We start from the raw sequence: 21,931 nt of genomic DNA, 5'->3' as shown, positions 1-21,931 counted from the left end.
GATGATGTGCTGCAGCGCGCAGTCGAGCGCGGCGCGGTCGTGGTGATGCAAGTTGACGGCGTTCATGAGGCGCTCCAACTCAAGGCGAACAAGGTTTCGCCCGGCAGGTCGAAGCTGACGCGACCGTCGTGACAGTTGAATTGAGCGCTACGACTGCGGCTGTCGGCACCGAAGTACACCAGCGCGCCCTTGGCCAGCGGGCATGTTGCCCCGGCCAGATCGACACGCTGCAAGCGCACACCCTTGTTGACCCCCAGTAAACTTCGCTGGCGTTCGGTGGCCATGGCCAGCACGTCGACTTCGAAGGCGTCGTTGTCCAGGCGCATGACGTTTTTCAGCCAGTGCTGCTGGATGAATTGCTGGGCCAGACCCACCGGTTTGAGTTCGAAACGATCACCGCCCAGCACCCGCACCATGCCTTTGGGGTAAGTGGGCTCGTCGGCGGCCTGGAACCAGTTGAGCATGTCCAGCAACCCGTCCTGGGCCGAGTTGATGACCACCGAGGTCCACCATAGCGAAGCGAAATGTGTTTCCTGATCGTAGGGGCTCAGGCTTGAGCCGCTGGACAGGTTGGTCTGATCCAGCAGCAAGGCCTTGCGTGGCCGGCCCTTGGCATCGAGTCCCACCAGCTCGGCGGCCCGGCGCACGCTGTCGCGGTAGACCCGAGTCGCCAGCAGGTCGCGAATCATCCATTCGTGCCAGGCGAGGGCGTCGATCTGCTCGCCGGATTCGGCCAGCAGGCGCCGCGCCCAATCGATACCGCGCTTGTCGGCAGCATTGTCGGCGAACGGGCCGTTAACGAAGCGCGAAGTGGCGGGCATGGCGATGCGTACACCGGCCTTGGCGTTGGCCGGATCACTGCGTACTTGCCGGGCCATGCTGTTGAAGATCGCCTGGTAGTCGGCGTAGCTCGGGTAGTTGAGGTTCGGCTCGTCGGCGAACGCGATGTAGTGCGTACCGGTGCCGCCGAGGGCGCGAGTGGCGGCGAGCCAGGCGTCGAGGCCGGCGTTACTCATGGTGTCGGCGCGCAGATCGGCCTGGCGCTGGCTGCCGGCCAACAGCGTGAGGTCCTGCGTGATACCGAAGCGGTTCTGATAGAGCTGGCGGAACGCATCTTCGTGGTGCGGATTTTGCGCGGTGACGTCAACGAAACTGTAATAGGTGCCCGCCTGAGGCTTGAGGGCGTCGAGCGCTGCGAAACTGGATTGAGGGGGCAGCACATAGGGCAAGTAAATGCCCAGGTTCGGGGTTGGGCCGAGCAGCTCTTTGTGCAGGGTCAAGCGCGTCTGACCGTCGTCCTCGCGCAGCGGTTTGAGTTGCTGCGGGTTCTGGGCAAACAGGTTCGCCGTGCCATCGAGCCAGAACGCGACCTTGCCGCTGCCTTGCAGGCGCAGGCGCCAAACCTGTTCGTCCTGAGTGACGGGCAATGCCAGCTGATCGAACTGCCAGTAGGCGCGATAGGGTTTCAGCGCCAGGGACAGCTGTTTGTTGTCGCTCACGCGCTGAGCCTGCAGGGTGTTGATCCCACCGTGAAACTTGCCGGCCAGTACGGCGTGTTCTCCCGGTGCGACCTTGAAATACAGCTCATCGCCACCGCGGCTTTCGGCGCTGAAATGCACCTTGGCCGGGGCGAACAACGCCACGGTATGTTCGTCGTGTTCGATCGTGTAGCGGCGGAAACTGTAGCCCGGAATTTCCAGTCGATAACTGGCGGCACTCGGTGCCAGTGGCCAGCTCTGCTTGCCTCGGGTTTCACTGGCGGCGATCAGGCGTTCGCCCTTGAGGTTGCCGGTGCCGTCGAGCAGGTACAGGTGTTCTTCGTTGGCGTCGGCTTGCCATGCCGGGACCCAGTGAATAGTCAGCGTGTCGGGGCGATCCGTTTGCAGGTACAGGCTGCCGTCGCGAATATCAGCCCAGCGCATGGGCGCCGCATGGGCGCTCAAACCGAGGCCCAGGCTCAACAGCAGCATCAGGCGTTTCATGCCGATTTCCGTTGCAGCATCTGAAGCATCGGGGCCACATCGCTGGGCAGGATGATCAGGGTTTGCCAGACCGGTACACCGCTCAACCGGCAATACATCACCAGCAGCGCGAGGGTTACGGCCAGGTAAGCGATGGACGATGCCGTCGCAGCGCCGACGATGCCGTAAATCGGGATCAACAACAGGTTCAGGGCCAAGTTCAACAACGCGCCGAGGCCCATCAACAGTGAAATCGTGCCGGGGCGATTTTTGCCCAGCAAGTCCAGGCGCAGGATGCTCGCATAGCAAAGACCGAGCAGCCCCGGCAGCAGCGCCAGCAACGCCGGGTAGGCTGGCTGATAGGCAACGCCGAACAGCGTGACGATCAGCCATTCACCGATCACCGCCATGGTCAGGCAGGCGCCGAGCATCACCGTGGCGGTCAGGCGCAGCGCCAACGGCGTCAGGCGATCCATGCCTTCGTCCTGTTGCAGCAGGCGTTTCATCAGCGGCGTGGTTACCGCTTCCGGGACGATCAGCAGCAACTCGGCGGCGGCGCTGGCCATGGCGTAATGCCCCAACGCCGTGCTGCCGAGCAGGGCGCCGATGAACAGGAAATCGGAACGCAGAATCACTTGCTGGAACAGCAGGTCCGGATGGCTGCGAGCGCTGTAGCGCAGCAGTTCATTCTGGCTGGCGCGGTTCCATTGCAACGCCAGGGGCTGAGCGCGCTTGAGCCAGAACCACCCGGCCAGCACCACCAGGCTGAGGCCGGCCAGCCAACTGATCAGTGCCGCTTCCAGTGCAGCGTCTTTCCACATCCAGAACAAGGCCAGAAACAGCAGCAGTGGCGCCAGGGATTCCACCAGCCGCAAGGCATTGAACGCCACCACACCGCCCGACGCATTGTGCAAGGTCAACAGGCCGCTCTTGAGCACGGTCAGCGGCACCGCCAGCAGCAACAGCCAGGCGAGCAATCCCAGTTGCGTGGTGATGTCGAGTTCACCACCGAACTCTCGCACCAGCGCCACCACCAGCAACGTCAGCAAACCCGCCAACAGGCAACCAAACACCAGCACCTGACTCAGCAACAATCCCATGGGGCGTTGCTTGGCCGCCTGATACCCCACCGCCGAATTCAACCCGCCGCTGGTGGCGGCGCTGATCAAATCGGGCAGGGTACTGAGCAACGCAAACAGACCTCGCTCGCTAGGCCCCAGAATCCGCGCCAGCAATACGTTGCGCAGCAGCCGCAGGCCGATCATCGCCAGTTTGGTGCCCATGCTCAGGGCCAGGTGTTTGAGGTAATGACTGCGACTCATGGCCTGGCTCCGCGGTAGATGCGCCAGGACAGCAACTCCGGGTTGCGCGCCGTGCGATGGCTGATGCCGATTCGCGGCAAGGCCAATGGATCGCTGATACCACGATAAATCCCGGCGACGGTGCCCAAGGCAAACGGGAAGTCATGGTCGGCGACGTGTTCGCGCACCCGCGCATCATGATTGCCATTGGGGTAGCAGTAGACCGGCAGTGGCCGGTTGCAACCGTTGCGCAGGGCATTGCGGCTGCGGCTCAGTTCCTCATCCAGACGTTGATCGTCAAGGTCGGTGAGGATCGCATGGCTGGCGCCATGGGGGCCGAAGCGGATCAACCCGCTGGCTTCCAGCGCGCGTACTTGATGCCAATCCAGAGCCTGGGGCAACGACTCCTCCGGGCATTGATCGGTGAGCCGGTTCAGTTCGCCCGCAGGCAAGGTTTTCAGACTTTGCAGAAAATGCAAAAGCGCCAGGCTACGGCGCTGCACATCCAGATCATCGAGCAGCACCGGTAGCGGTCGCCCAAGCTGTTGCAGGCATTCAATCAAATGCGTCCGGGCTTTTTCACCGTGGCTGCGCCACAGGGTTTCCCCCAGGCTTTCCCACCAGAAGCGTTGTCGGCTGCCAATGAAATCGGTGGAGAGAAAAATGCTCGCCGGCATCTGATACTTTTTCAGCAACGGGAAGGCATTCAGCGCGTTGTCGCGCCAGCCGTCGTCGAAGGTCAGCGCGACTTTTGGCCGCTCGGTTCTGATGGCGCCGGGTTGCAAGATCTCCATCAGCGGCACGCATTCGAAGTTTTTTTTCATCCAGGCGAGCAGATGTTCGAACGCCTTCGGCCCGACGCACAGTTCATTGCGATGGGGCAGGTCGGCGGCGCGGTCATTGGCCAGCACCCGGTGCAGCATCAGGATCACCCCGGCACCGTGCAATTGGTGACGGCCTACGGGCGAGTTGAGGTAAAGCCAGCCACTGGTGCGTTTTAATAATTGTTTGATCGCCATGGCGCGGTCCTTTCAACGATTTTGCTCGGGGTTCCATTGCGCGTACCGCTGGCCGCGCAAGAACTGCCACAGACCGATACTCATCCCGGCAAGGGTCACCAGAACAAACGCGGCGAGGCGAAAGGGTTTGGGCAAACGGTGTTGCACATCCAGCAGGCCGACGATGGCCATCGCGTAACCGAGCAGTTGCGCGATCAGGCTCAGGCGATAGAAGCCATGTACATTCCACAGCCAGAAATTGCTCAGCAGCAACGGCACCAACAGGATCGGTGCCAGGCGTCGAATCAGCTTGTGGCTGATCAGTGCAATCGCATACAGGCCATACCGCCAAGGGTTCAGCATCTCCCGGCGCTGGGCCAGGCTTTGCAGGCCGCCGACGGTGACGCGCTGGCGACGACGCCATTGCTTGGCGATTTCGTCGACGCCCTGGTCGCTCACTTGTGCTTGGGGCACATAGACGATGCGTTTGAACGCCACCGGCGCGCAGGTGCTGATAAAGAAGTCATCATTGACCTCCGCCGGCACGTGCTGGAACAACTCGCGGCGCAGGGCGAGCAGGGCGCCGTCGGCAGAGACCATGCAGCCGGTGCGATTTTCCATCTTGCGCAACCAGCCTTCGTAATGCCGATAAAGGCTGTCGCCCAGGCTCAGGCCCTCGCCCGGCACCGGGATCAGCATGTGCCCGGCACAGGCCCCGACCTCTGGATCGGCCAGGGGCGCGAGCAACTGGCCGAGGGTGTCGGTCGACCATTGGTTGTCGGCGTCGGTGAACACCAGAATCTCGCTCGTGCTCAGGGCGACGCCGGCATTCAAGGTGGCCGCCTTGCCCTGACGTGGCAGGTCGAGCACGCTGATGCGCGGGTCGATGACCTTGTGGGCGCAGGCCACGGTGTCGTCGGTGGAGCCGTCGCTGGCCAGAATGATGTGTAGCGAGCGCGCCTGATAATCCTGGGCGAGCAGGGTGCGCAACTTCTCTTCGATATGCCGGGCCTCGTTGTGCGCGGCGATGATGATGCTGACATTCATGGGTTGTGCTGGTGCGTGACGCCGCACGCGGAACAACGGCGCGATCAGCGTCAGCAGCAGCGGGTAGCCGAGCCAGGCATACACGGGCAAGAACAGGCACAACCAGAAAATGAATTCAGCCACGGGCCGGCCTCCTGGCATTCCAATGACAAAGGCTCAGGATGAGCGCGGCACCGGCCAGGTGCAGGCGCACCCAGTGCAGGCCCCACAATTGCAGCATCAGGCGAAGGTCACGGTGTTTCAGGCTTTGCCGCAGGCTCTGGGCGAGCGCTGGCAGGCTGGTGACGAACAGCATGAATAGCGCCAGTCGGGGGGAACCGTTGAGCAGGGCGGATAGCGCCATGAAATCCAACACCCAGGCGATGATCGAGAGCATCGGGAAACGCAGTAAACGCAGATTCATGCCGTGGCTGCGCAGTAATTGCAGGTGACTTCCCTGACGCCAGAACTCCTTGCCCATCCATTCGCGCCAACTGCTCTCGTAACCCCAATGCAGGGCAACGCTCTGGTTGACGGACAGCAGACGTGCGCCAGAGTGGGAAAGGCGCATGGTGAAATCTTTGTCTTCGCCGGTGCGCAGGTTTTCATTGAAGCCGCGTACCTTGTCGAACCATGGACGACGCATCAACAGGTTGGAACTGGGCAGCCATCGCACTGTTTTCACCGTTTCATCGTTCGGGCGCAACGTGCGGCGTTGCCAGGCATTGGCATACCACGGGGCTTCGGCCGGGGTGTGCAGGTCCAGTCCCAGGACGTCGACCTGAACTGCAGGCTGGATGCTCAACAACAGCGTGAGCCAGTCCTCGGGCACTTCGATGTCGGCATCAATGAAGGCCAGCCATTCGCCTGTGGCAATGGCGGCGCCGCGATTGCGCAGCGCACCTATCAGCAGGCCCGGCAGAACCAGCACCTGCGCGCCCATTTGCCGCGCAATGTGCGGCCCTTGATCCGTGGAACCGTTGTCGGCCACGATCAACTCGCATTCCAGCCCTGCGGCATTGGCGGCGCGTTGCGCAGCGAGCAGGGTCCGGGCGATGTGTCGGGCTTCGTTGTACATCGGGATGACGAGGCTGATGCGGCTCATGCCCTGGCCTCCGTCGGCGGAGGTTCTTCAGCCTTGAGGCGCAACACGAAAGTCAGGGCGAGCATGATCCACAGGTATTTGTGATTCGGTGCGCTGAGGAACATCAAAAACAGTGTCAACGACAGATAGCTGATGCCCAGGTGCGTGATCAGGTCGGCCTGTTCCCAGTCCCGTCGCAGCAACCAGGCGTGACGGGCGCGGATCAGGTTGTACATCCCAAGGCCCAGCATGCCGACGAACAACAGCCCGGCGGGAATCCCCAGTTCACTGAAGATTTCCATGTAAGTGTTGTGAGCGCGACGGTACAAGTCGCCGGGCTTGCGGTTGGCGGAAAACACCTTGGCGTAACCGGAGGTGGCGTAGTGCAGCGGGAAGGTGCCGGGGCCGGAACCGAGTAACGGGTGCTCACGAATGATCTGGCTGCCGACCACAAGGTATGACGCTCGGCGGCCGAGGGATTCGTCCTGGCTTTTGGCGCCTTCTTTCAAGATGCTCAAGGACTGGATGCGCTTGAGGTAACCGGCCGGCATCGAATAAGTCGCCACCGGGATCACGATCGCAAGGCCGAGCATGGCAAAACCCAAGTGGCGCGGACGGATGCGTGGCAACTGCGCGCGGTAGTGCCAGGCGCCGATCATCAAGCTCAGGAGCAGTACCACCAGCCCGGAACGGGAATCGGTTTTGGTCATGCCGCCCAGCAGCAAAATGCAGCAGGCGCCCCAGAACAATCGGTGCAACAGGTTCGGGCCGCGGATCACCAGCAGCATGGCCAACGGCACGGCGAAGGCGATCAGCAGGGCAAACGAGTTCGCGTCCTCCAGCAGCCCGGCGGCGCGGCCCTGGTCCTGATACTTGGTGGAGAACATGGCCAGCACAGAGGTCGCGGTGACGCTGAGGGTCACCAGCTGGGCGAACAGATCGAGGTTCAACTCACGGCCGACCAGCAAGGTGATCACAAACAGCACCAGGCCTACGCTTATGTCCCGCAGATGGCTCTGGGACATGTCCAGGTTGTCGGTATTGATCATGCTCAACAGGTACAACACCATGAACCAGATCAGGTAGCGCCAGATGTTGCTGCGCAGGCGCTCGGATGGAATCTGGTGGATGGCCAGTTGCAACATCAGGATCAGCGCCAGTGACGCACCGATGAATTTGGTACCCGACAGCGCACTGCCCTTGAAGAAACCTTCGAAGGGCACCAGCGCCGCGATGCCTAATAAACCCCAGGCAGGTTTTCGGTACAGCACCGCGACAGCCACCAGGCCGAGCACCGCGCCTGGCGCCAGATACGGATAAGGGCTGGCCAGCAAACCGAGGCAGACCAGTGCGAGCAGACTGACGATCGAGAGCGGAAAGATCACGCGCGTGCCTCCCGTGCAGTACGGATATAAAGCTGCGACCAGCGTTCGGCCAAAGCCTTCAGGTCGTAACGGTCCAATTGCGTACGTCTAGCGTTGTCGATCAGTTCGCGAGCCAGGGCCGGCTCACTCAGCAGCGTTTCGATCTGCCGGGCGAGGGCGACGCTGTCGGTGGGTGTTGCCAGCAGGCCGTTGCGCCGGTCCTCCAACACATCGGGAATCCCGCCGACGCTGAACGCCACCACCGGCACTCCGGCCTGCATCGCCTCCAGCAAAATCATCGGCGTGCCCTCGGTGCGCGAGCTGATCACCAGCGCATCGAGTTGTTGCCACCACCGGTTCATGTCGGTCTGGTAACCCGGCAAGGTGATGCGTGTGTGCAAGCCGGCAGCGGCAATCCGCGCCAGCAGGGTTTGCTGTTCCGGGCCGTCGCCGAGCATCACGGCGTCCAGTTGCGGGTGTTGCTGACAGAGCGGAATCAGGGCATCGAGAAACAGGTCCGGGCCTTTTTCATTGCTCAGCCGACCGACGTAACCCGCCAGCCAGCGCGGGTGCGTGGCGTTGTGGGGGAGCAGGCCGCTGGCCTTTGGCAAACCATTGGGAATCACTTGCAGTTTCTCCGTCCGGACACTGGCTTTGCGGTGCAGTACTGCGATGCTTTCAGCCACGCAAACCACGCGATGCACCGACGCCGTGCGGCACAGTTGCAAACTCAGCCAGCCGTAGAGGCGTTGCTTGCGACTGCGCGGGGTGAAACCGTGTTGCGTAATCACCAGCGGCAAGTTCAACAACGTCGCACTCACCCAACCAAATAACAGCCCCTTGAAATTGTGCGTATTGATCAGCGGCTGTTCAGCCCGCCGCTGACGTAAATGACGCAGCAATTCCCTCAAACCCGTGAAGCTGCGGCAGTCGACCCCAGCCTCGCGAAATCGCGCGATAAGCACTGGCGGCGCATCGAGAAACAGCACTTGGTGCCGCCCCGGCGTCGCCAGGCAGTGGTCCAGCAGCATCCGCTCAGCCCCATAGAAGCCGCCGCTGCTGATCAAATGCATGATCGGCAGAGCGCTGGCGCTGAGCGGCCCGTTCAATGGCGCACCCAATACACGAAGCTAGGCACGGTCCAGTTTTTGTGCGGGTTGTTCGGCAGGACGTCTTGCTCGTTGATCACCAACAGCACCGGCAAGCCCAGTTCATGGGTGATTTGCGCTGGGTGTTTGAAGCGGTGATCGAAGAACTCACGCATGTAGACGAAGGCAATCGCCAGCAGCAGACCGGTCAGCATCCCGAACGGAATGATCAGCAGCGGTTTTGGAAACGCCGCATCGGTCGGTTCGTACGGCGGGCTGAGTACCCGGGCGTTGGACATATCGTTGTCCAGCAAACCGGCGGAACTGCTTTCGGCAAAGCGTTGGGCGTAGGTGGAGAACGCCGCGTGCAAGGCATTGATCTCGGTGTCCATTTGCTGCAACTTGCTTTGAGCCACTTGCAACTGATGGATGCGGTCCTTGAAGTCGGCGATGCGCGCGGTTTTCTGCTTGATCACCGAGGTGACAATCGCCAGGTCGTTGGTCCGCTCCTGAATCCGGTTGCTGACGATTTTCAGGAACTGCTGACGGGTGCGGGAAATCTGCTCGCGGGTCAACAGCATCGGTTCACTGCCCGGCTGGAAGACTGCCAGGTCGTTCATGTAGCGGCTGACCTGAGTCGTCAGTTGCTCACCGAGCTGCCTGATCTCACGGTCTTCGAAGGCAATGTTGTCCACCGTGGTGGTGAAGGTGAAGGGGAAGGTGTAGTCGCTGAGCCGGGACGTATTGGTGGCAGACGTCAGGGCGGTTTTCAGGTAGTCGAGCCAGCGCTGGCTTTGCAGCAGGCGATCCTGATACAGGTTCAGGGCCTGTTCTTCGGTGTTGATGGCATTGAGACGGAAGGTGATTTCTTCCTTCGGATCGGATGAAGCCACTCCTTCGAGCAACGCCAGTCGCGTGCCTTCCAGGCCATCGAGACGCACCTGATATTGCTTCTTCTTGGTTTCGTAGAAGCTCTGCGGCAGATCGATCGATTGCAGTTCCTGACGGCTGGCCAGGTAGTTTTGCAACAGTGCCGCGACAAACCGGGTGCCTTGGGCGGGATCGCCAAAGCTGTAGACAATGGAGATCACGTTGGAACCCGGCAGGGTTTCGATTTTCAGGTTATCGACGGCCTCTTGGGTGTAGGTATCCAGGGCGGTGTCCCGAACCGGATCGGTCTCAAGCCCGAATGCATCGCGCACCGGATTGACCACGTACTCACGCAAGGGAGTGGTCACAAAACGCTTGATCGGTTCGGTCACCAGTTTGTTGAAGATCCCGGGGTTGGGCGCGTACTCGCCTTTGTCCCGCAGGTCGCTGATGGTCTGACGGATCAACGCCGGCGAACGCAGGATATTGCTCTCGGTTTCCATGTCCGCCAGCGACGGCGGAATGAACGAGGCGTCACCCTGGGTCAGGGATGTGGTGGCGTCTCCCTGGGAGAGTTTTTTGGACTGCACGATCACCTGCGCGGTGATGTCGAAGCTCTGTTTGAGCATCAGCGGCAAGATCAGGGCAATCACTGCAAAGGTCAGGAAGACTCGCTTCACCAGCTTTTTGTTGGCGAAGAAGATCCTGAAGAACTCATGCAGGTAGTTTTCCTTTGGGTTCATGGTCGGTCACCTGAGCGTTAGTTGTCACTGCCTTTGTTGTCGACGCGGTAGCCGAAGCTGAAGCCGACCCCCTGAAACAACACTACATCCGCCAGTTGCCGCGCGAGTTCACCGGCGCTGGCCAGTTTGGTCTTGGGCACGTAGAGCATGTCGTCCGGTTGCAGGTAAGCAATCTGCGACGCGTCACCGGACAATGCCTTTTCCACGTCGTAATGCACGGCCTGCACCTGGTTGCCGGTGCGGCGCATGATCACCACCGAATCGAGCCGAGCCTTGACGTTAGTGCCACGGGCCAGGGTCAGCGCTTCAAGCACCGAGACCGGCCGGCGAATCGGGTAGGAGCCCGGTTGCGCGACTTCACCCAGAACATAGATTTCGTTGCCTGACGTGGATTTGAGCATGACGTCGACAGTCATCCGCCCCGGCAATTGCGCGTAGCGTTGATTGAGGAAAGTTTCCAGTTGGTTGACGGTCATGCCTTGCAGCGGTACGGAGCCGATTTCCGGGAAGCTCGCATAGCCGTCGTTGCCCACGGTGATCTCCCGGCTCATGCCGGTAGCGGGGTGGTTCAGGGCGCTTTTGAGGTTTTGCTCGTTGCTCAGCGGGCTGGTGACCAGCACAGTCACCTGATTGCGATTGGGCTGGAACAGGGATTTGCGTTCATAGGCACGCTGGATCTCCTGCCGCGCTTCGACAGCCGTCAGCCCGGCGATTTTCACCGCGGTATTGGCCCCCGGCAGTTCGATGGTGCCGTCGGGCAGCACCAGTTGAGTGCCGTTGAGCTGGCTGGCCGCGGTGAAGTTCAGGGCGACCTGGTCACCGGACTGAATGCGGTAAGCGCCCGAGCCACTGGTGCTGATGTGAAAGATCACATCCAGCACGTCCTTGGGCCGCAGGGTCTGTTCGACCCTGGGCATGTCGGTGGCCTGGGCATTGGCCGGCTCGGCCGTGAGGATCTGCACCGGCATATTCTGGGTTTCACTGGTGCTGGAGCAACCTGCAAGCGGCAGCAACAGCAGGACAAGCATTTTGGCGTTCATGGCGTCATCCTTTCTGCGGTTGCTTACAGGTTTTTGTAGAGCCATTTGGGCATGTAGTACTTGCGCCGGTTGAAGACGCTGCCCACCAGTTTTGCACCGGCCTGGGTCAGGCGCTGGGCCGCGGCCTGGGCCACTTCCCAACGCGTGTCTTCGGCGCGTACCACCATGATCACGCCGTCCACCAGGGTGCTGATGACCAGGGTGTCGGCGGCCGAATACACTGCATCGCCGTCGATCACCACGAAGCGATAGCGATCGCCCAGTTGGTTGAGCAACGGAGCCAGCTGCTCGGTCGTCAGGTGCTCGGCGCCGCGGATGTGCCGCCCGTTCGGCAGGATGTGGAAGGGCAGGCTGGATACGTTCACCAGGCAGTCCTGCAGCAGCGGCGGCGAGGCGTTGAACAGCAAGTCGCGAAAGCCGCGCTCTTTGCTCAGCCCCAGCTGTTGCGTGAGGTTGCTCTCCGACTGGCTGGCGTCTACCAGCAGCACTTGGCCGCTGCTCATTGACGCCAGTTGGCCGGCCAGCGCCAGGGCGCTGGTGGTGGTGCCGGCGCCTGCATTGGCGGCGGTCAGGAAGAGGATCCGCAGATCCAGGTCGAGCACGGTCGAGGTCAGGTTGGACTCGCTCGGGCTGGCGATGGTCAGGCTTTTATTCGATGAACCGTCCATTTAACTCGCTCCGTGGCCGCTGAATACTTTGAAGGGGGTTTTCAACAGGATCTTCAGATCAAGCAAGAGGCTCTGCTCGGCGATATAGCTGAGGTCCAACTCAACGCGCTGGTCGAAGTCGATATTGCTGCGCCCGGATATCTGCCACAGGCCGGTCATGCCGGGGTAGATGCTCAGGCGTGCAAGGTGGTTGTCTTTGTAGCGATAGGCGTTGAACGAGGTCGGTCGGGGACCGACTAAACGCATGTCGCCACTGACTACATTGATCAGGTTGGGCAACTCATCGAGGCTGCTGCGCCGCAGGAAGCCGCCGATGGGGGTAATCCGTGGGTCGTCGTCGATCTTGAAATCGATGGCGTCGGCGCCGTGCTTGTTCAGGTGCCGCAAGGATTCCTTGAGCTCCTCGGCGTTGCTCACCATGGTGCGGAACTTGTACATGCCGAACAGGCGGCCGCGGTAACCGGTGCGCTTTTGCACGAACATCACCGGCCCCGGGCTGCTGAATTTGATCACCAGCGCCAGGCCCAGCAACACAGGGGAGAGCAGCAGCAGAATCACCAGCGCACCGAGGCATGCAACCACCCGGTTGGTTCGCGACAGGGTCCAGGGGCGACCACCGTCACGGCCGGTCAGCCAGCCGCGACCCTGCATGTGGATCGCCGTGTCCAGGCGCATTCGGTGTTCGGGGTCCAGACGTTTGTCACGCTGCATGTGATTGAGCAACACGCCTTTTTCTTGTCCAGTCATAGTGGCCTCCGCTGAAGCCCGGACGCGAGTGGCGATGGGGCGTTGCGCAGTGGGTAGTAGTCGCGGAACCAGGCGATGAATCGTCCGAGTCCTTCATCCAGCTCGATCCGTGGCTGGAAACCGGTGGCTTGGGCCAGATCGCTGGCATCGGCGCAGGTGTTGAGCACGTCGCCCGGTTGCAGGGGCAGCAACTCGACGAGGGCTTTTTGTCCGAGGTGTTTCTCCAGCAGCGCCAGGTAGTCCTTGAGCTCCACTGGCTGTTGTCCGCCTATGTTGTAAATGCGCCATGGCGCCATGCTGCTGGCGGGGTCCGGTTGTTCGCGGTTCCACTGCGGTGTCGCTTGGGGCGCGCGTTCGATCAGACGGGCGATGCTTTCGATGATGTCGTCGATGTAGGTGAAATCACGCTGGTGCTGGCCGTAGTTGAACAGCTTCAGCGGCTGACCTTCGGCAATCGCCCGGGCGAACTGGATCGGTGACATGTCTGGCCGGCCCCAAGGCCCGTACACAGTGAAAAAACGCAAACCGGTGCAGGGAATGCCGAACAGATGGCTGTAGCTGTGGGCCATCAACTCATTGGCTTTTTTGGTCGCGGCGTACAGCGACAACGGGTGGTCGACGCAGTCCTTTACCGAGTAAGGCGTGTGCTGGTTGGCGCCGTACACCGAACTGGACGAGGCATAGATCAAGTGCTTGACCGGGTGGTGGCGGCAGCTTTCGAGGATGTTCAGGAACCCGCTCAGATTGCTGTCGAGGTAGGCCCGGGGATTTTCCAGGGAATACCGCACTCCGGCCTGGGCGGCGAGGTGAATCACCACTTCCGGTTGTTCACGAACAAATAGGGCGTCGAGGGCCGTGGCGTCGGCCACATCGACTTTCGCCAGCGGAAAATCGCCGACGAGCCCACGTACCCAATCCACGCGGTCGTGTTTGAGTTGCGGGTCGTAGAAGTCGTTGAAATTGTCCAGGCCGCACACCCGATGCTCGTCGCGCAACAACCGCAACACGCAATGGGCGCCAATGAAACCGGCCGCTCCGGTGACGAGTATCTTCATGACCGCGGCGCCTCGGGAACGATGTGCCGAAGCCCGATGCCGCTGTAGTGCAAACCGGCCGCCGCCACGTGCTCCGGGTTGTAAAGGTTGCGCCCGTCGACGATCACCCGCGCGCGCAGTTTGCTCGCCAGCAGGTCGAAATCGACCACACGGAAATTCTTCCACTCGGTGCAAATCACCAGCGCGTCGGCATCTTCCAGAGTGTCGTCGCGGGTGGCGCACAGGTGCAGGTCATCGCGGTAGCCGTAAATGCGCCGGCACTCGGACATGGCTTCCGGATCGTAAGCTTGCACGCTCGCACCTTCGGCCCACAACGCCTCCATCAGATAACGGCTGGGGGCTTCGCGCATGTCATCGGTATTGGGCTTGAAGGCCAGGCCCCAAATCGCGATGGACTTGCCGACCAGGCCATCGGGAAATAGCGCCTGCAGTTTGCTGAACAGAATGTGCCGCTGGCTGTCGTTCACGTCGGTGACGCTGCGCAGCAGACGCAATGGCATGCCGTTGTGTTCGGCGGTGTGCAACAGGGCACGCAGGTCTTTGGGAAAGCACGAGCCGCCGAAACCGCAGCCGGGGTAGATGAAGTGATAGCCGATGCGCGGGTCCGAGCCGATGCCTTTGCGCACCGCTTCGATGTCGGCCCCCAGCAACTCGGTGAGGTTGGCCAGCTCGTTCATGAAACTGATGCGGGTGGCGAGCATTGCGTTGGCCGCGTACTTGGTCAGCTCGGCGCTGCGGTTGTCCATGAATATGAGCTTTTCGCGGTTGCGGCAGAACGGCGCATAGAGTTCGCTCAATTGGTTGCGCGCTTCATCGTCATCGGTGCCGACGATGATCCGGTCCGGGCGCATGCAATCGGCCAGGGCGCTGCCTTCCTTGAGAAACTCCGGGTTGGACACCACCCGCACGTTCAACGCCTCTTTGCCACGGCGTTGCAGTTCTTCGTTGGCGGTGCTTGCCACTTGGTCCGCAGTGCCCACCGGCACGGTGGACTTGATGATCAGGGTGCGATCGGACTCCATGAAACTGGCGATCTGCCGGGCGACACTCAGCACATGGCTGAGGTCGGCGGAACCGTCTTCATCGGCGGGTGTACCCACCGCGATGAAAATCAGTTCGGCGTGTTCGACCGCGTCACTGGCCTGAGTGGAGAAGAGCAGGCGACCGGCCTTGATGTTGTCTTCCAGTGTGCCAGACAGTCCCGGTTCGCTGATCGGGGGCACGGCTTGTTGCAGTTGCTTGATCTTGTTGGGGTCAATATCAACACACAGCACACGATGTCCGACATCGGCCAATGCCGCAGCTTGTATCAGACCGACGTAACCCGTACCAAATACGCTCACGTCCATACTGGCGTGCCTCGTAAAACGGTGGATGTAACTGAAATGAGACTGTCAAAAGGGGTATAGCCCAGCCGTGGGAAAGCGAGTCAGCAAAATGACGGGTAACGCGACCGGGAAAACCCCGATTTCACGGGCTATTTGCCATCAAGTGCTTGCCGCTGCTGGATTTGCCGCGGTTTTGAGGGGTTGCTGAGGGTTTGAAGAAAACGATAAACGGTCTTAAGGCTTGAAACACAAGGGTTACAGACGTGTGAGTGTGTCAGATTTGAGGCAACGTTTTTTTGACGCTTTAGAAAAAAAACCGGCATTTCTTGCGCTTCGAAGGCTCGGTGCTAGTGTCAGAAAATGGCCGATCATCCATTGGCCGGGAGACGCTGTAATCACCATGATCCGATACCTCAAGGAACTGTTGCTGGTTCTGTATTTACTCAAAAACTACGACGACTACGTTGATCGCCTCACTGCTCTGGGCATCGGTTACCCGGTGTTGCTGTATGGTGGGATGTTCGTGGTACTGACGGTGACGCTGTTCATGACCGCGTACATCCGCCAGACGCTGATCCGTCATCTGTTCGCGTTGGCGATGTTTGGTTCGGCAGTGTTCTTTGACGTCTATACGCAAGTGACTGCCGGTTACATGACTTACAGCAGTTTTGTGTCACTGGTGTATTCCGGTGGGTTCATTCAAGAAGCGGCTTACCAGTATCGCGATGCAATCATCAGCGCGATGGTCAGTGGTCTTTTGCTGCTGTTCGGTATCGGGCTCAAACCGCGTCGACGGGCGCCATTGCCGGGTACGCTGTTGGTGGCGGCGCCTGTGCTCGGGGTGCTGATGCTCAGCGTAGTACTGTTCGTACGGGCCGGTGAGGGTGCCCGTGGCTTGCCGATCATGTACACGCCGTTGGCCTATTTGAATCTGTTCACCTATGAAGCGCTGCACAACACCGTTGGCCCGCGTGAACCGGTGAGCCTGACGCGCATCGATCAGCCGGTGGGGCACGACATTGTGCTGATCATCGACGAGAGCATTTCCGGCAACTATCTGGACATCAACACGCCGTTCGGTGTGCACAGCAACCTCAAGGAACCGCGCCCGGGCGTGGACATTTTCAATTACGGCTACGCGGCATCCATCGCCAATTGCAGCGCCGACACCAATGTCACCCTGCGCTACGGTGGCACCCGCGCCGACTACATGCGGATCAACAGCACGCTGCCCTCGATCTGGCAGTACGCAAAAAACGCCGGGCTGCGCACCGTTTACATCGACTCCCAGCGCACTGGTGGCAACTTGCAGAACCTGATGAACGCTGCCGAGAAAAAGGACATCGACGAGTTCGTGCAATTCGACCAGACCAGCGTGCGCGATCGCGACATGGCAGCGGCGGCCAAGCTGATCGATCTGCTCAACGACGGTAAGCCGGAGCTGGTGGTGATCAACAAGGTCGGCGCGCATTTTCCGGTACACGACAAGTACCCGGACGCGTTCATGGCTTACCGCCCGACATTGCCCCGTGGGCAGTTTGTCGAAGTGGCGGACACGGGCAACCGCGATGGTTTCAACGGTCAGCCGGATGATTGGTTGCTGTACCGCAATGCCTACAAAAATACCGTGTTGTGGAATGTCGGCGAGTTCTTCGCTCGGGTTTTCGCTCAGGCGGATTTGAGTCATGCGCTGCTGATTTACACCTCGGACCACGGGCAGGATCTGCACGAGCGCGGTAACCCGGGGCTCAATACCCACTGCGGCGGTGATCCGGTGGAGGAGGAGGGGGTGGTGCCCCTGGTGGTGATTTCGGGCAGCGGTTTGAAGACCCTGGACTGGCAGGCACAGTTGCCGGCCAACAAGGATCGCTCCAGTCACTACAACATCTTCCCGACGTTGCTGCAGGTGATGGGTTATGACCTGGCGGGAATTGAGGCGGTGTATGGCAAACCCTTGAGTGTGCCGACGGCGGACGATTTCACGTTTAACTATCGGTTCAATGCGCGGTTGGGGGCTACGCCTGAGTGGAAGCATATTGACCTGAACAGCATTGTGACGCCGGGGCAGGTGGTGCCGAGTGTGGCGGTGGGGCAGTGAGGTTGTTTGTTGGCTGATCTGACCTCATCGCGAGCAGGCTCGCTCCCACATTTGATAGGTGTGAACGCAAATTTTGTGTACACCAAAAATTCAATGTGGGAGCGAGCCTGCTCGCGATAAACGATAACTCGGTGTCGCTGCCGTCCGCTATCCTAGGCCCACTGTCTTCAACGAGTCTCCCCTCATGCTTTCGGTCCAGGGCGTCTTCAAAAGCTACGCCACCCCCCAAGGCCCATTGCCCGTGCTACAAGGCGTCGACCTCACGTTGAAGCCCGGCAGCAGTCTGGCGCTGATGGGGGAGTCGGGCAGTGGCAAAAGCACCTTGCTGCACCTGATTGCCGGGCTGGACAAGGTCGATCGTGGCAGCATCCGCAGCGGTGAGCATCGGCTGGAGCAGATGACCGAAGGCCAACTGGCGAACTGGCGCCGCACCGAGATCGGTCTGGTGTTCCAGCAGTTCAACCTGATCGGCAGTTTACGCGTCGAAGACAATCTGGCGTTTCAGGCGCGTCTGGCCGGGCGCCACGATCCACGTTGGCAAGCGCATCTGGTGCAACGTCTGGGGTTGGGAGATTTGCTGCGACGCTATCCGGAGCAACTGTCTGGTGGGCAACAGCAGCGGGTCGCATTAGGTCGCGCCCTGGCATCGCAACCGAAACTGCTGCTGGCCGACGAGCCCACCGGCAGCCTCGATGAAGCCACCAGCGATGAGGTGTTGAAGTTGTTGCTGGAACTGCTCGACGACAGCCCGACGACGTTGTTGATGGTCACTCACAGCCCACGGGTCGCCGCGCGGTTGGCAGACAAAGTGGTGCTGCACGGTGGCCGTCTGGCTGGCGCGGACGAGCGCTGAGGTGCGGGTTTTTCGCGAAACGTTGCGGGCGCTGCTCAGCCATTGGCGACAGCACCCGGTGCAATTTTTCAGCGTGCTGACCGGGCTCTGGCTCGCCACCAGTCTGCTGACTGGCGTGCAAGCGCTGAACAGCCAGGCGCGAGAAAGCTACGCCCGGGCCAGTCAGCTGATCGGCGGCGAGCCGCAAGCCAGCCTCAGTGCTCCCGGTGGTGGGGTGTTTTCCCAGCAAGTGTTTGTCGACCTGCGTCGTGCGGGGTGGCCGGTATCGCCCGTGTTGCAAGGCCGGGTGACGCTCAAGGGCCATGAAGACCAGCGCTTGCAGTTAATGGGGATTGAGCCGGTATCGCTGCCGGCCGGTTCCGCAGTGGCCGGTCGGTCGTTGCCGATCGAACAGGTTGTGGAGTTTTTCACCCCGCCGGGCAGCACCTGGATTTCACCGCAGACTTTGCAGGCGTTGGGCTTGCACGAAGGTGACACCCCGGTGGCCCAGAGTGGAGTCGCCTTGCCGCCGCTGCATGCACAGACCGACATGGCGCCCGGTGTATTGCTGGTGGACATCGGCTTCGCCCAACAGATTCTGCAATTGCCCGATCAATTGTCACGCCTGCTGCTGCCCAAGGATTTCAGCGCGACCCTGCCTGGTGAGCTCAAGGGCCAACTTCAGTTCAAAAGCAGCGGCGAAGAAAACAATCTTGCGCGCCTGACCGAGAGCTTCCACCTGAACCTCGATGCCTTGGGCTTTTTGTCATTCGTGGTCGGCCTGTTCATCGTTCACGCGGCGATCGGCCTGGCGCTGGAGCAACGCCGAAGCTTGCTCAGAACCCTGCGCGCCTGTGGGGTCAGCGCACGCATGTTGATTGCCTGCCTTGCCGTCGAACTGGGTGGGTTGGCGCTGATCGGTGGTATCGCCGGCGTCGTCAGCGGCTACCTGCTGGCCGGCGTGCTGTTGCCGGACGTCGCCGCCAGCCTGCGTGGCTTGTACGGTGCCGAGGTGCCGGGGCAGTTGAATCTCTCCCCGCTGTGGTGGCTCAGCGGTATCGGCCTGAGCCTGTTCGGTGCCTTGCTGGCCGGTGCCAACAGTTTGCTGCGAGCGGCGCGTTTGCCGTTGCTGGCGCTGGCCAATCCGCAAGCCTGGCATCAGGCCCACGCGCGCTGGTTGCGGCGTCAGGGTTGGGTCGCTGCGATAACTGCGATGATCGCGTTATTGGCGTTAAGCTTCGGCGACAGCCTGAGCAGCGGCTTCGTGCTGATGGCTGCGTTATTGATCGGCGCCGCACTGGCCTTGCCGGTGGTGTTGAATAGCGTGCTCAACTGGGTGCTTGGGCGCAGTCGTTCGGTGCTCGGCCAATGGTTTCTCGCCGACTGCCGTCAGCAACTGCCGGCCCTGAGTCTGGCCTTGATGGCGCTGTTGTTGGCGCTGGCGGCAAACATCGGCGCCGGCAGCATGACCGCCGGTTTCCGTCAGACGTTCAGCAACTGGCTCGAACAACGCCTGACCGCCGAGCTGTACCTCAATCCGCAAAATCCCGCCCAGGCTCGAGAACTGCACATCTGGCTCAAACAACAACCTCAAGTCACGGCGGTGCTACCGAACTGGCAAGTGTCGATCCAGTTGCAGGGCTGGCCGGCGGACGTCTTTGGCGTGATCGATCACCCGACTTATCGTCAGCACTGGCCCCTGCTGGAAGCCTTGGGCGACGACCCTTGGGAGCGACTGGCCAAGGACGACGCGCTGATGCTCAGCGAGCAACTGGCCCGGCGCTTGAAGGTTCACCTTGGTGATCACCTGACGATCCCCACACCGAATGGCCCATGGTCGCCACGGATCGTCGGAATCTACGCCGACTACGGCAATCCCAAGGGGCATCTGCTGGTCAACATCAATCATCTGCTGCGCGGCTGGCCGCAATTGACGCCCAGTCGTTTCAACCTGCGCATCGAACCGGCATCGATCCCTGGGTTCCTGACCACGCTGCAAACCCGCTTCACCCTGGACGACAGCCGCATCGTCGATCAGACCCGGCTCAAAGGCTGGTCCACGCAAGTGTTCGAACGCACCTTCGCCGCCACGGCCGCGCTCAACAGCCTGACGCTGTGCGTCGCGGGCGTGGCGCTGTTCATCAGCCTGCTGACCCAAAGCCAGAGCCGCCTCGGGCAACTCGCGCCACTGTGGGCGCTGGGCGTGACCCGTCGACAATTGATGCTACTTAACCTCGGACAGACCTGGTTGCTGGCGGTACTGACGCTGGTGCTGGCATTGCCCTTGGGCATCGCATTGGCGTGGTGCCTGGACACGGTGATCAACGTTCAGGCCTTCGGCTGGCGCTTGCCGTTGCGGGTGTTTCCGCTGCAACTGTTGCAGTTGATGGGCCTGGCGTTGCTCGCGACGTTGCTCGCGTCAGCGTGGCCGTTGTACTCGCTGTATCGCACGCAACCGGCGGATCTGCTGAGGACGTTTACTCATGAAGATTAAGCTCGGTGTGTTGTTCCTGGCCGCGCTGCTGAATGGATGCGACAACACGCCTGCGCCGGAAAAAGGCTTCGCCGGCCTCGGTCATCAGGCCGAGGCATTTACCCCGGTGGTACCCGAACGAGTCTTCAATTTTCCGGCAGACCACGGCGCGCACGATGGCTTTCGCATTGAATGGTGGTACGTCACCGCCAACCTCAAGGATGATCAGGGCCAGGAATTCGGCGCGCAATGGACGCTGTTTCGCAGTGCCTTGAAAGCGACTCCCGAACAATCGGGCTGGAGCAATCAGACCATCTGGCTGGGCCACGCGGCCGTGACTTCTGCCACGGCCCATCATGCCGCCGAACGCTACGCCCGAGGCGGCGTCGGCCAGGCCGGCGTGAGCCTGGCGCCGTTCAACGCATGGATCGACGACTGGCGTTTCAGCAGTCAGGCCACCGATGAAGACCCTCTGGCGAACCTGCAACTCAGCGCCCGCGACAAGACTTTCAGCTACCAGCTTCGACTGACCTCCACACGTCCGCTGGTACTTCAGGGAGATAAAGGCTTCAGCCAGAAATCCGAACAAGGCCAGGCTTCGTATTACTACAGTCAACCGTTTTTCCAGGCCAGCGGCACCCTGGAAATCGACGGCAAAACCTACACCGTCAGCGGCCCGGCCTGGCTCGACCGCGAGTGGAGCAGCCAACCCCTGACCGCCAACCAGACCGGTTGGGACTGGTTCTCCCTGCACCTGGACAGCGGCGAACAAGTCATGCTCTACCGCATGCGGCAAAAGGACGGTTCGCCGTACCTCACCGGCACCTGGATCGATGCGCAAGGGCAGACGCTGTTATTGCATGCCGACGATATCAGCCTCACACCGCAAGACACCGCCAACGTGGCCGGGCGTTCGATGCCCGTGCGCTGGTCGATCAAGATTCCCGCCAAGCACCTCAATATCACCATCGGCGCCATCAACCCCAAGGCCTGGATGGACTTGCGCATTCCCTATTGGGAAGGTCCGGTTCGGCTCAGTGGCAGTCATGGCGGACAGGGGTATCTGGAGATGACCGGGTATTAAGATCAAAAGATCGCAGCCTTCGGCAGCTCCTACGGTTATGCGTACGCCGCAATGTCACGGGTGTACTCGGTCGGTGTAGGAGCTGCCGAAGGCTGCGATCTTTTGATCCTGCTCTTAATGCGTCCAACCCACAGGAACTCCGAGAGACCTCCATCTCTCTACCGTAATAAT

The 21,931-nt window shown here is 61.0% G+C and carries 17 protein-coding genes; 4 read left to right on the top strand and 13 right to left on the bottom strand.

Going from position 1 to position 21,931, the window contains the following annotated elements; translation table 11 throughout:
* Positions 1-62: 62 nt before the first annotated feature.
* From BK662_RS01845 to BK662_RS01785, 13 genes are read right to left on the bottom strand one after another with little or no spacing between them, the layout of a single operon-like run.
* Positions 63-1,982 carry a hypothetical protein gene (locus BK662_RS01845; RefSeq protein ID WP_123356244.1) on the bottom strand — a complete coding sequence of 640 codons (1,920 nt, stop codon included), beginning with the start codon at positions 1,980-1,982 and terminating at the stop codon, positions 63-65.
* Positions 1,979-3,283 (bottom strand): lipopolysaccharide biosynthesis protein, encoded by a 1,305-nt coding sequence (locus tag BK662_RS01840; protein WP_123356242.1) that lies wholly within the window; start codon positions 3,281-3,283, stop codon positions 1,979-1,981. The genes BK662_RS01845 and BK662_RS01840 overlap by 4 nt, the downstream gene beginning before the upstream one ends.
* On the bottom strand, positions 3,280-4,281 hold the full coding sequence (locus BK662_RS01835) for a polysaccharide deacetylase family protein (protein WP_123356240.1): 1,002 nt from the start codon (positions 4,279-4,281) through the stop codon (positions 3,280-3,282). The genes BK662_RS01840 and BK662_RS01835 overlap by 4 nt, the downstream gene beginning before the upstream one ends.
* A 12-nt stretch (positions 4,282-4,293) precedes the next feature.
* A complete protein-coding gene (locus BK662_RS01830) occupies positions 4,294-5,430 on the bottom strand; it encodes a glycosyltransferase family 2 protein (RefSeq protein ID WP_123356238.1) in 1,137 nt (378 codons plus the stop codon).
* Positions 5,423-6,391, bottom strand: coding sequence for a glycosyltransferase family 2 protein (locus BK662_RS01825; protein WP_123356236.1), 969 nt, complete (start codon positions 6,389-6,391; stop codon positions 5,423-5,425). The genes BK662_RS01830 and BK662_RS01825 overlap by 8 nt, the downstream gene beginning before the upstream one ends.
* Positions 6,388-7,755, bottom strand: a complete 1,368-nt coding sequence (locus BK662_RS01820) for an O-antigen ligase family protein (protein WP_123356234.1) — start codon at positions 7,753-7,755, stop codon at positions 6,388-6,390. The genes BK662_RS01825 and BK662_RS01820 overlap by 4 nt, the downstream gene beginning before the upstream one ends.
* Positions 7,752-8,807: a glycosyltransferase family 4 protein gene (locus BK662_RS01815; protein ID WP_375538979.1), complete on the bottom strand. Its 1,056-nt coding sequence runs from the start codon at positions 8,805-8,807 to the stop codon at positions 7,752-7,754. The genes BK662_RS01820 and BK662_RS01815 overlap by 4 nt, the downstream gene beginning before the upstream one ends.
* 32 nt (positions 8,808-8,839) lie before the next feature.
* Positions 8,840-10,435, bottom strand: coding sequence for a GumC family protein (locus tag BK662_RS01810; RefSeq protein WP_123356230.1), 1,596 nt, complete (start codon positions 10,433-10,435; stop codon positions 8,840-8,842).
* A 17-nt stretch (positions 10,436-10,452) separates the two neighbouring features.
* Positions 10,453-11,475 (bottom strand): polysaccharide biosynthesis/export family protein, encoded by a 1,023-nt coding sequence (locus BK662_RS01805; protein ID WP_123356228.1) that lies wholly within the window; start codon positions 11,473-11,475, stop codon positions 10,453-10,455.
* A 23-nt stretch (positions 11,476-11,498) separates the two neighbouring features.
* Positions 11,499-12,143: a CpsD/CapB family tyrosine-protein kinase gene (locus BK662_RS01800; RefSeq protein WP_123356226.1), complete on the bottom strand. Its 645-nt coding sequence runs from the start codon at positions 12,141-12,143 to the stop codon at positions 11,499-11,501.
* Entirely contained in the window at positions 12,144-12,890 is a 747-nt protein-coding gene (locus BK662_RS01795) for a sugar transferase (protein WP_123356224.1), read from the bottom strand.
* The gene (locus BK662_RS01790) at positions 12,887-13,945 is read right to left on the bottom strand and encodes an NAD-dependent epimerase (protein WP_123356222.1); all 1,059 of its coding nucleotides are present in this window, start codon (positions 13,943-13,945) and stop codon (positions 12,887-12,889) included. The genes BK662_RS01795 and BK662_RS01790 overlap by 4 nt, the downstream gene beginning before the upstream one ends.
* Positions 13,942-15,294: a UDP-glucose dehydrogenase family protein gene (locus BK662_RS01785; protein WP_123356220.1), complete on the bottom strand. Its 1,353-nt coding sequence runs from the start codon at positions 15,292-15,294 to the stop codon at positions 13,942-13,944. Before BK662_RS01785 ends, BK662_RS01790 begins: the two co-directional genes overlap by 4 nt.
* 379 nt (positions 15,295-15,673) lie before the next feature.
* On the opposite strand from BK662_RS01785, the gene BK662_RS01780 reads away from it, so the two are divergent.
* From BK662_RS01780 to BK662_RS01765, 4 genes are all read left to right on the top strand, one after another.
* Positions 15,674-17,371, top strand: a complete 1,698-nt coding sequence (locus BK662_RS01780; protein ID WP_123356218.1) for a sulfatase-like hydrolase/transferase — start codon at positions 15,674-15,676, stop codon at positions 17,369-17,371.
* Between the two features lie 184 nt (positions 17,372-17,555).
* Positions 17,556-18,224 (top strand): ABC transporter ATP-binding protein, encoded by a 669-nt coding sequence (locus BK662_RS01775; RefSeq protein WP_123356216.1) that lies wholly within the window; start codon positions 17,556-17,558, stop codon positions 18,222-18,224.
* Between the two features lies 1 nt (position 18,225).
* On the top strand, positions 18,226-20,697 hold the full coding sequence (locus tag BK662_RS01770) for an ABC transporter permease (protein WP_123356262.1): 2,472 nt from the start codon (positions 18,226-18,228) through the stop codon (positions 20,695-20,697).
* Complete coding sequence (locus BK662_RS01765; RefSeq protein WP_123356214.1) at positions 20,687-21,760, top strand: lipocalin-like domain-containing protein; 1,074 nt, start codon at positions 20,687-20,689, stop codon at positions 21,758-21,760. The genes BK662_RS01770 and BK662_RS01765 overlap by 11 nt, the downstream gene beginning before the upstream one ends.
* The last annotated feature ends 171 nt before the right edge of the window (positions 21,761-21,931 follow it).

Origin of the sequence: Pseudomonas frederiksbergensis (assembly GCF_003732275.1) — a bacterium.
Taxonomy (GTDB): Bacteria; Pseudomonadota; Gammaproteobacteria; order Pseudomonadales; family Pseudomonadaceae; genus Aquipseudomonas; species Aquipseudomonas frederiksbergensis_H.
Note: the sequence above shows the minus strand (reverse complement) of the source record. Positions and strands in the feature narration are given on the sequence as shown.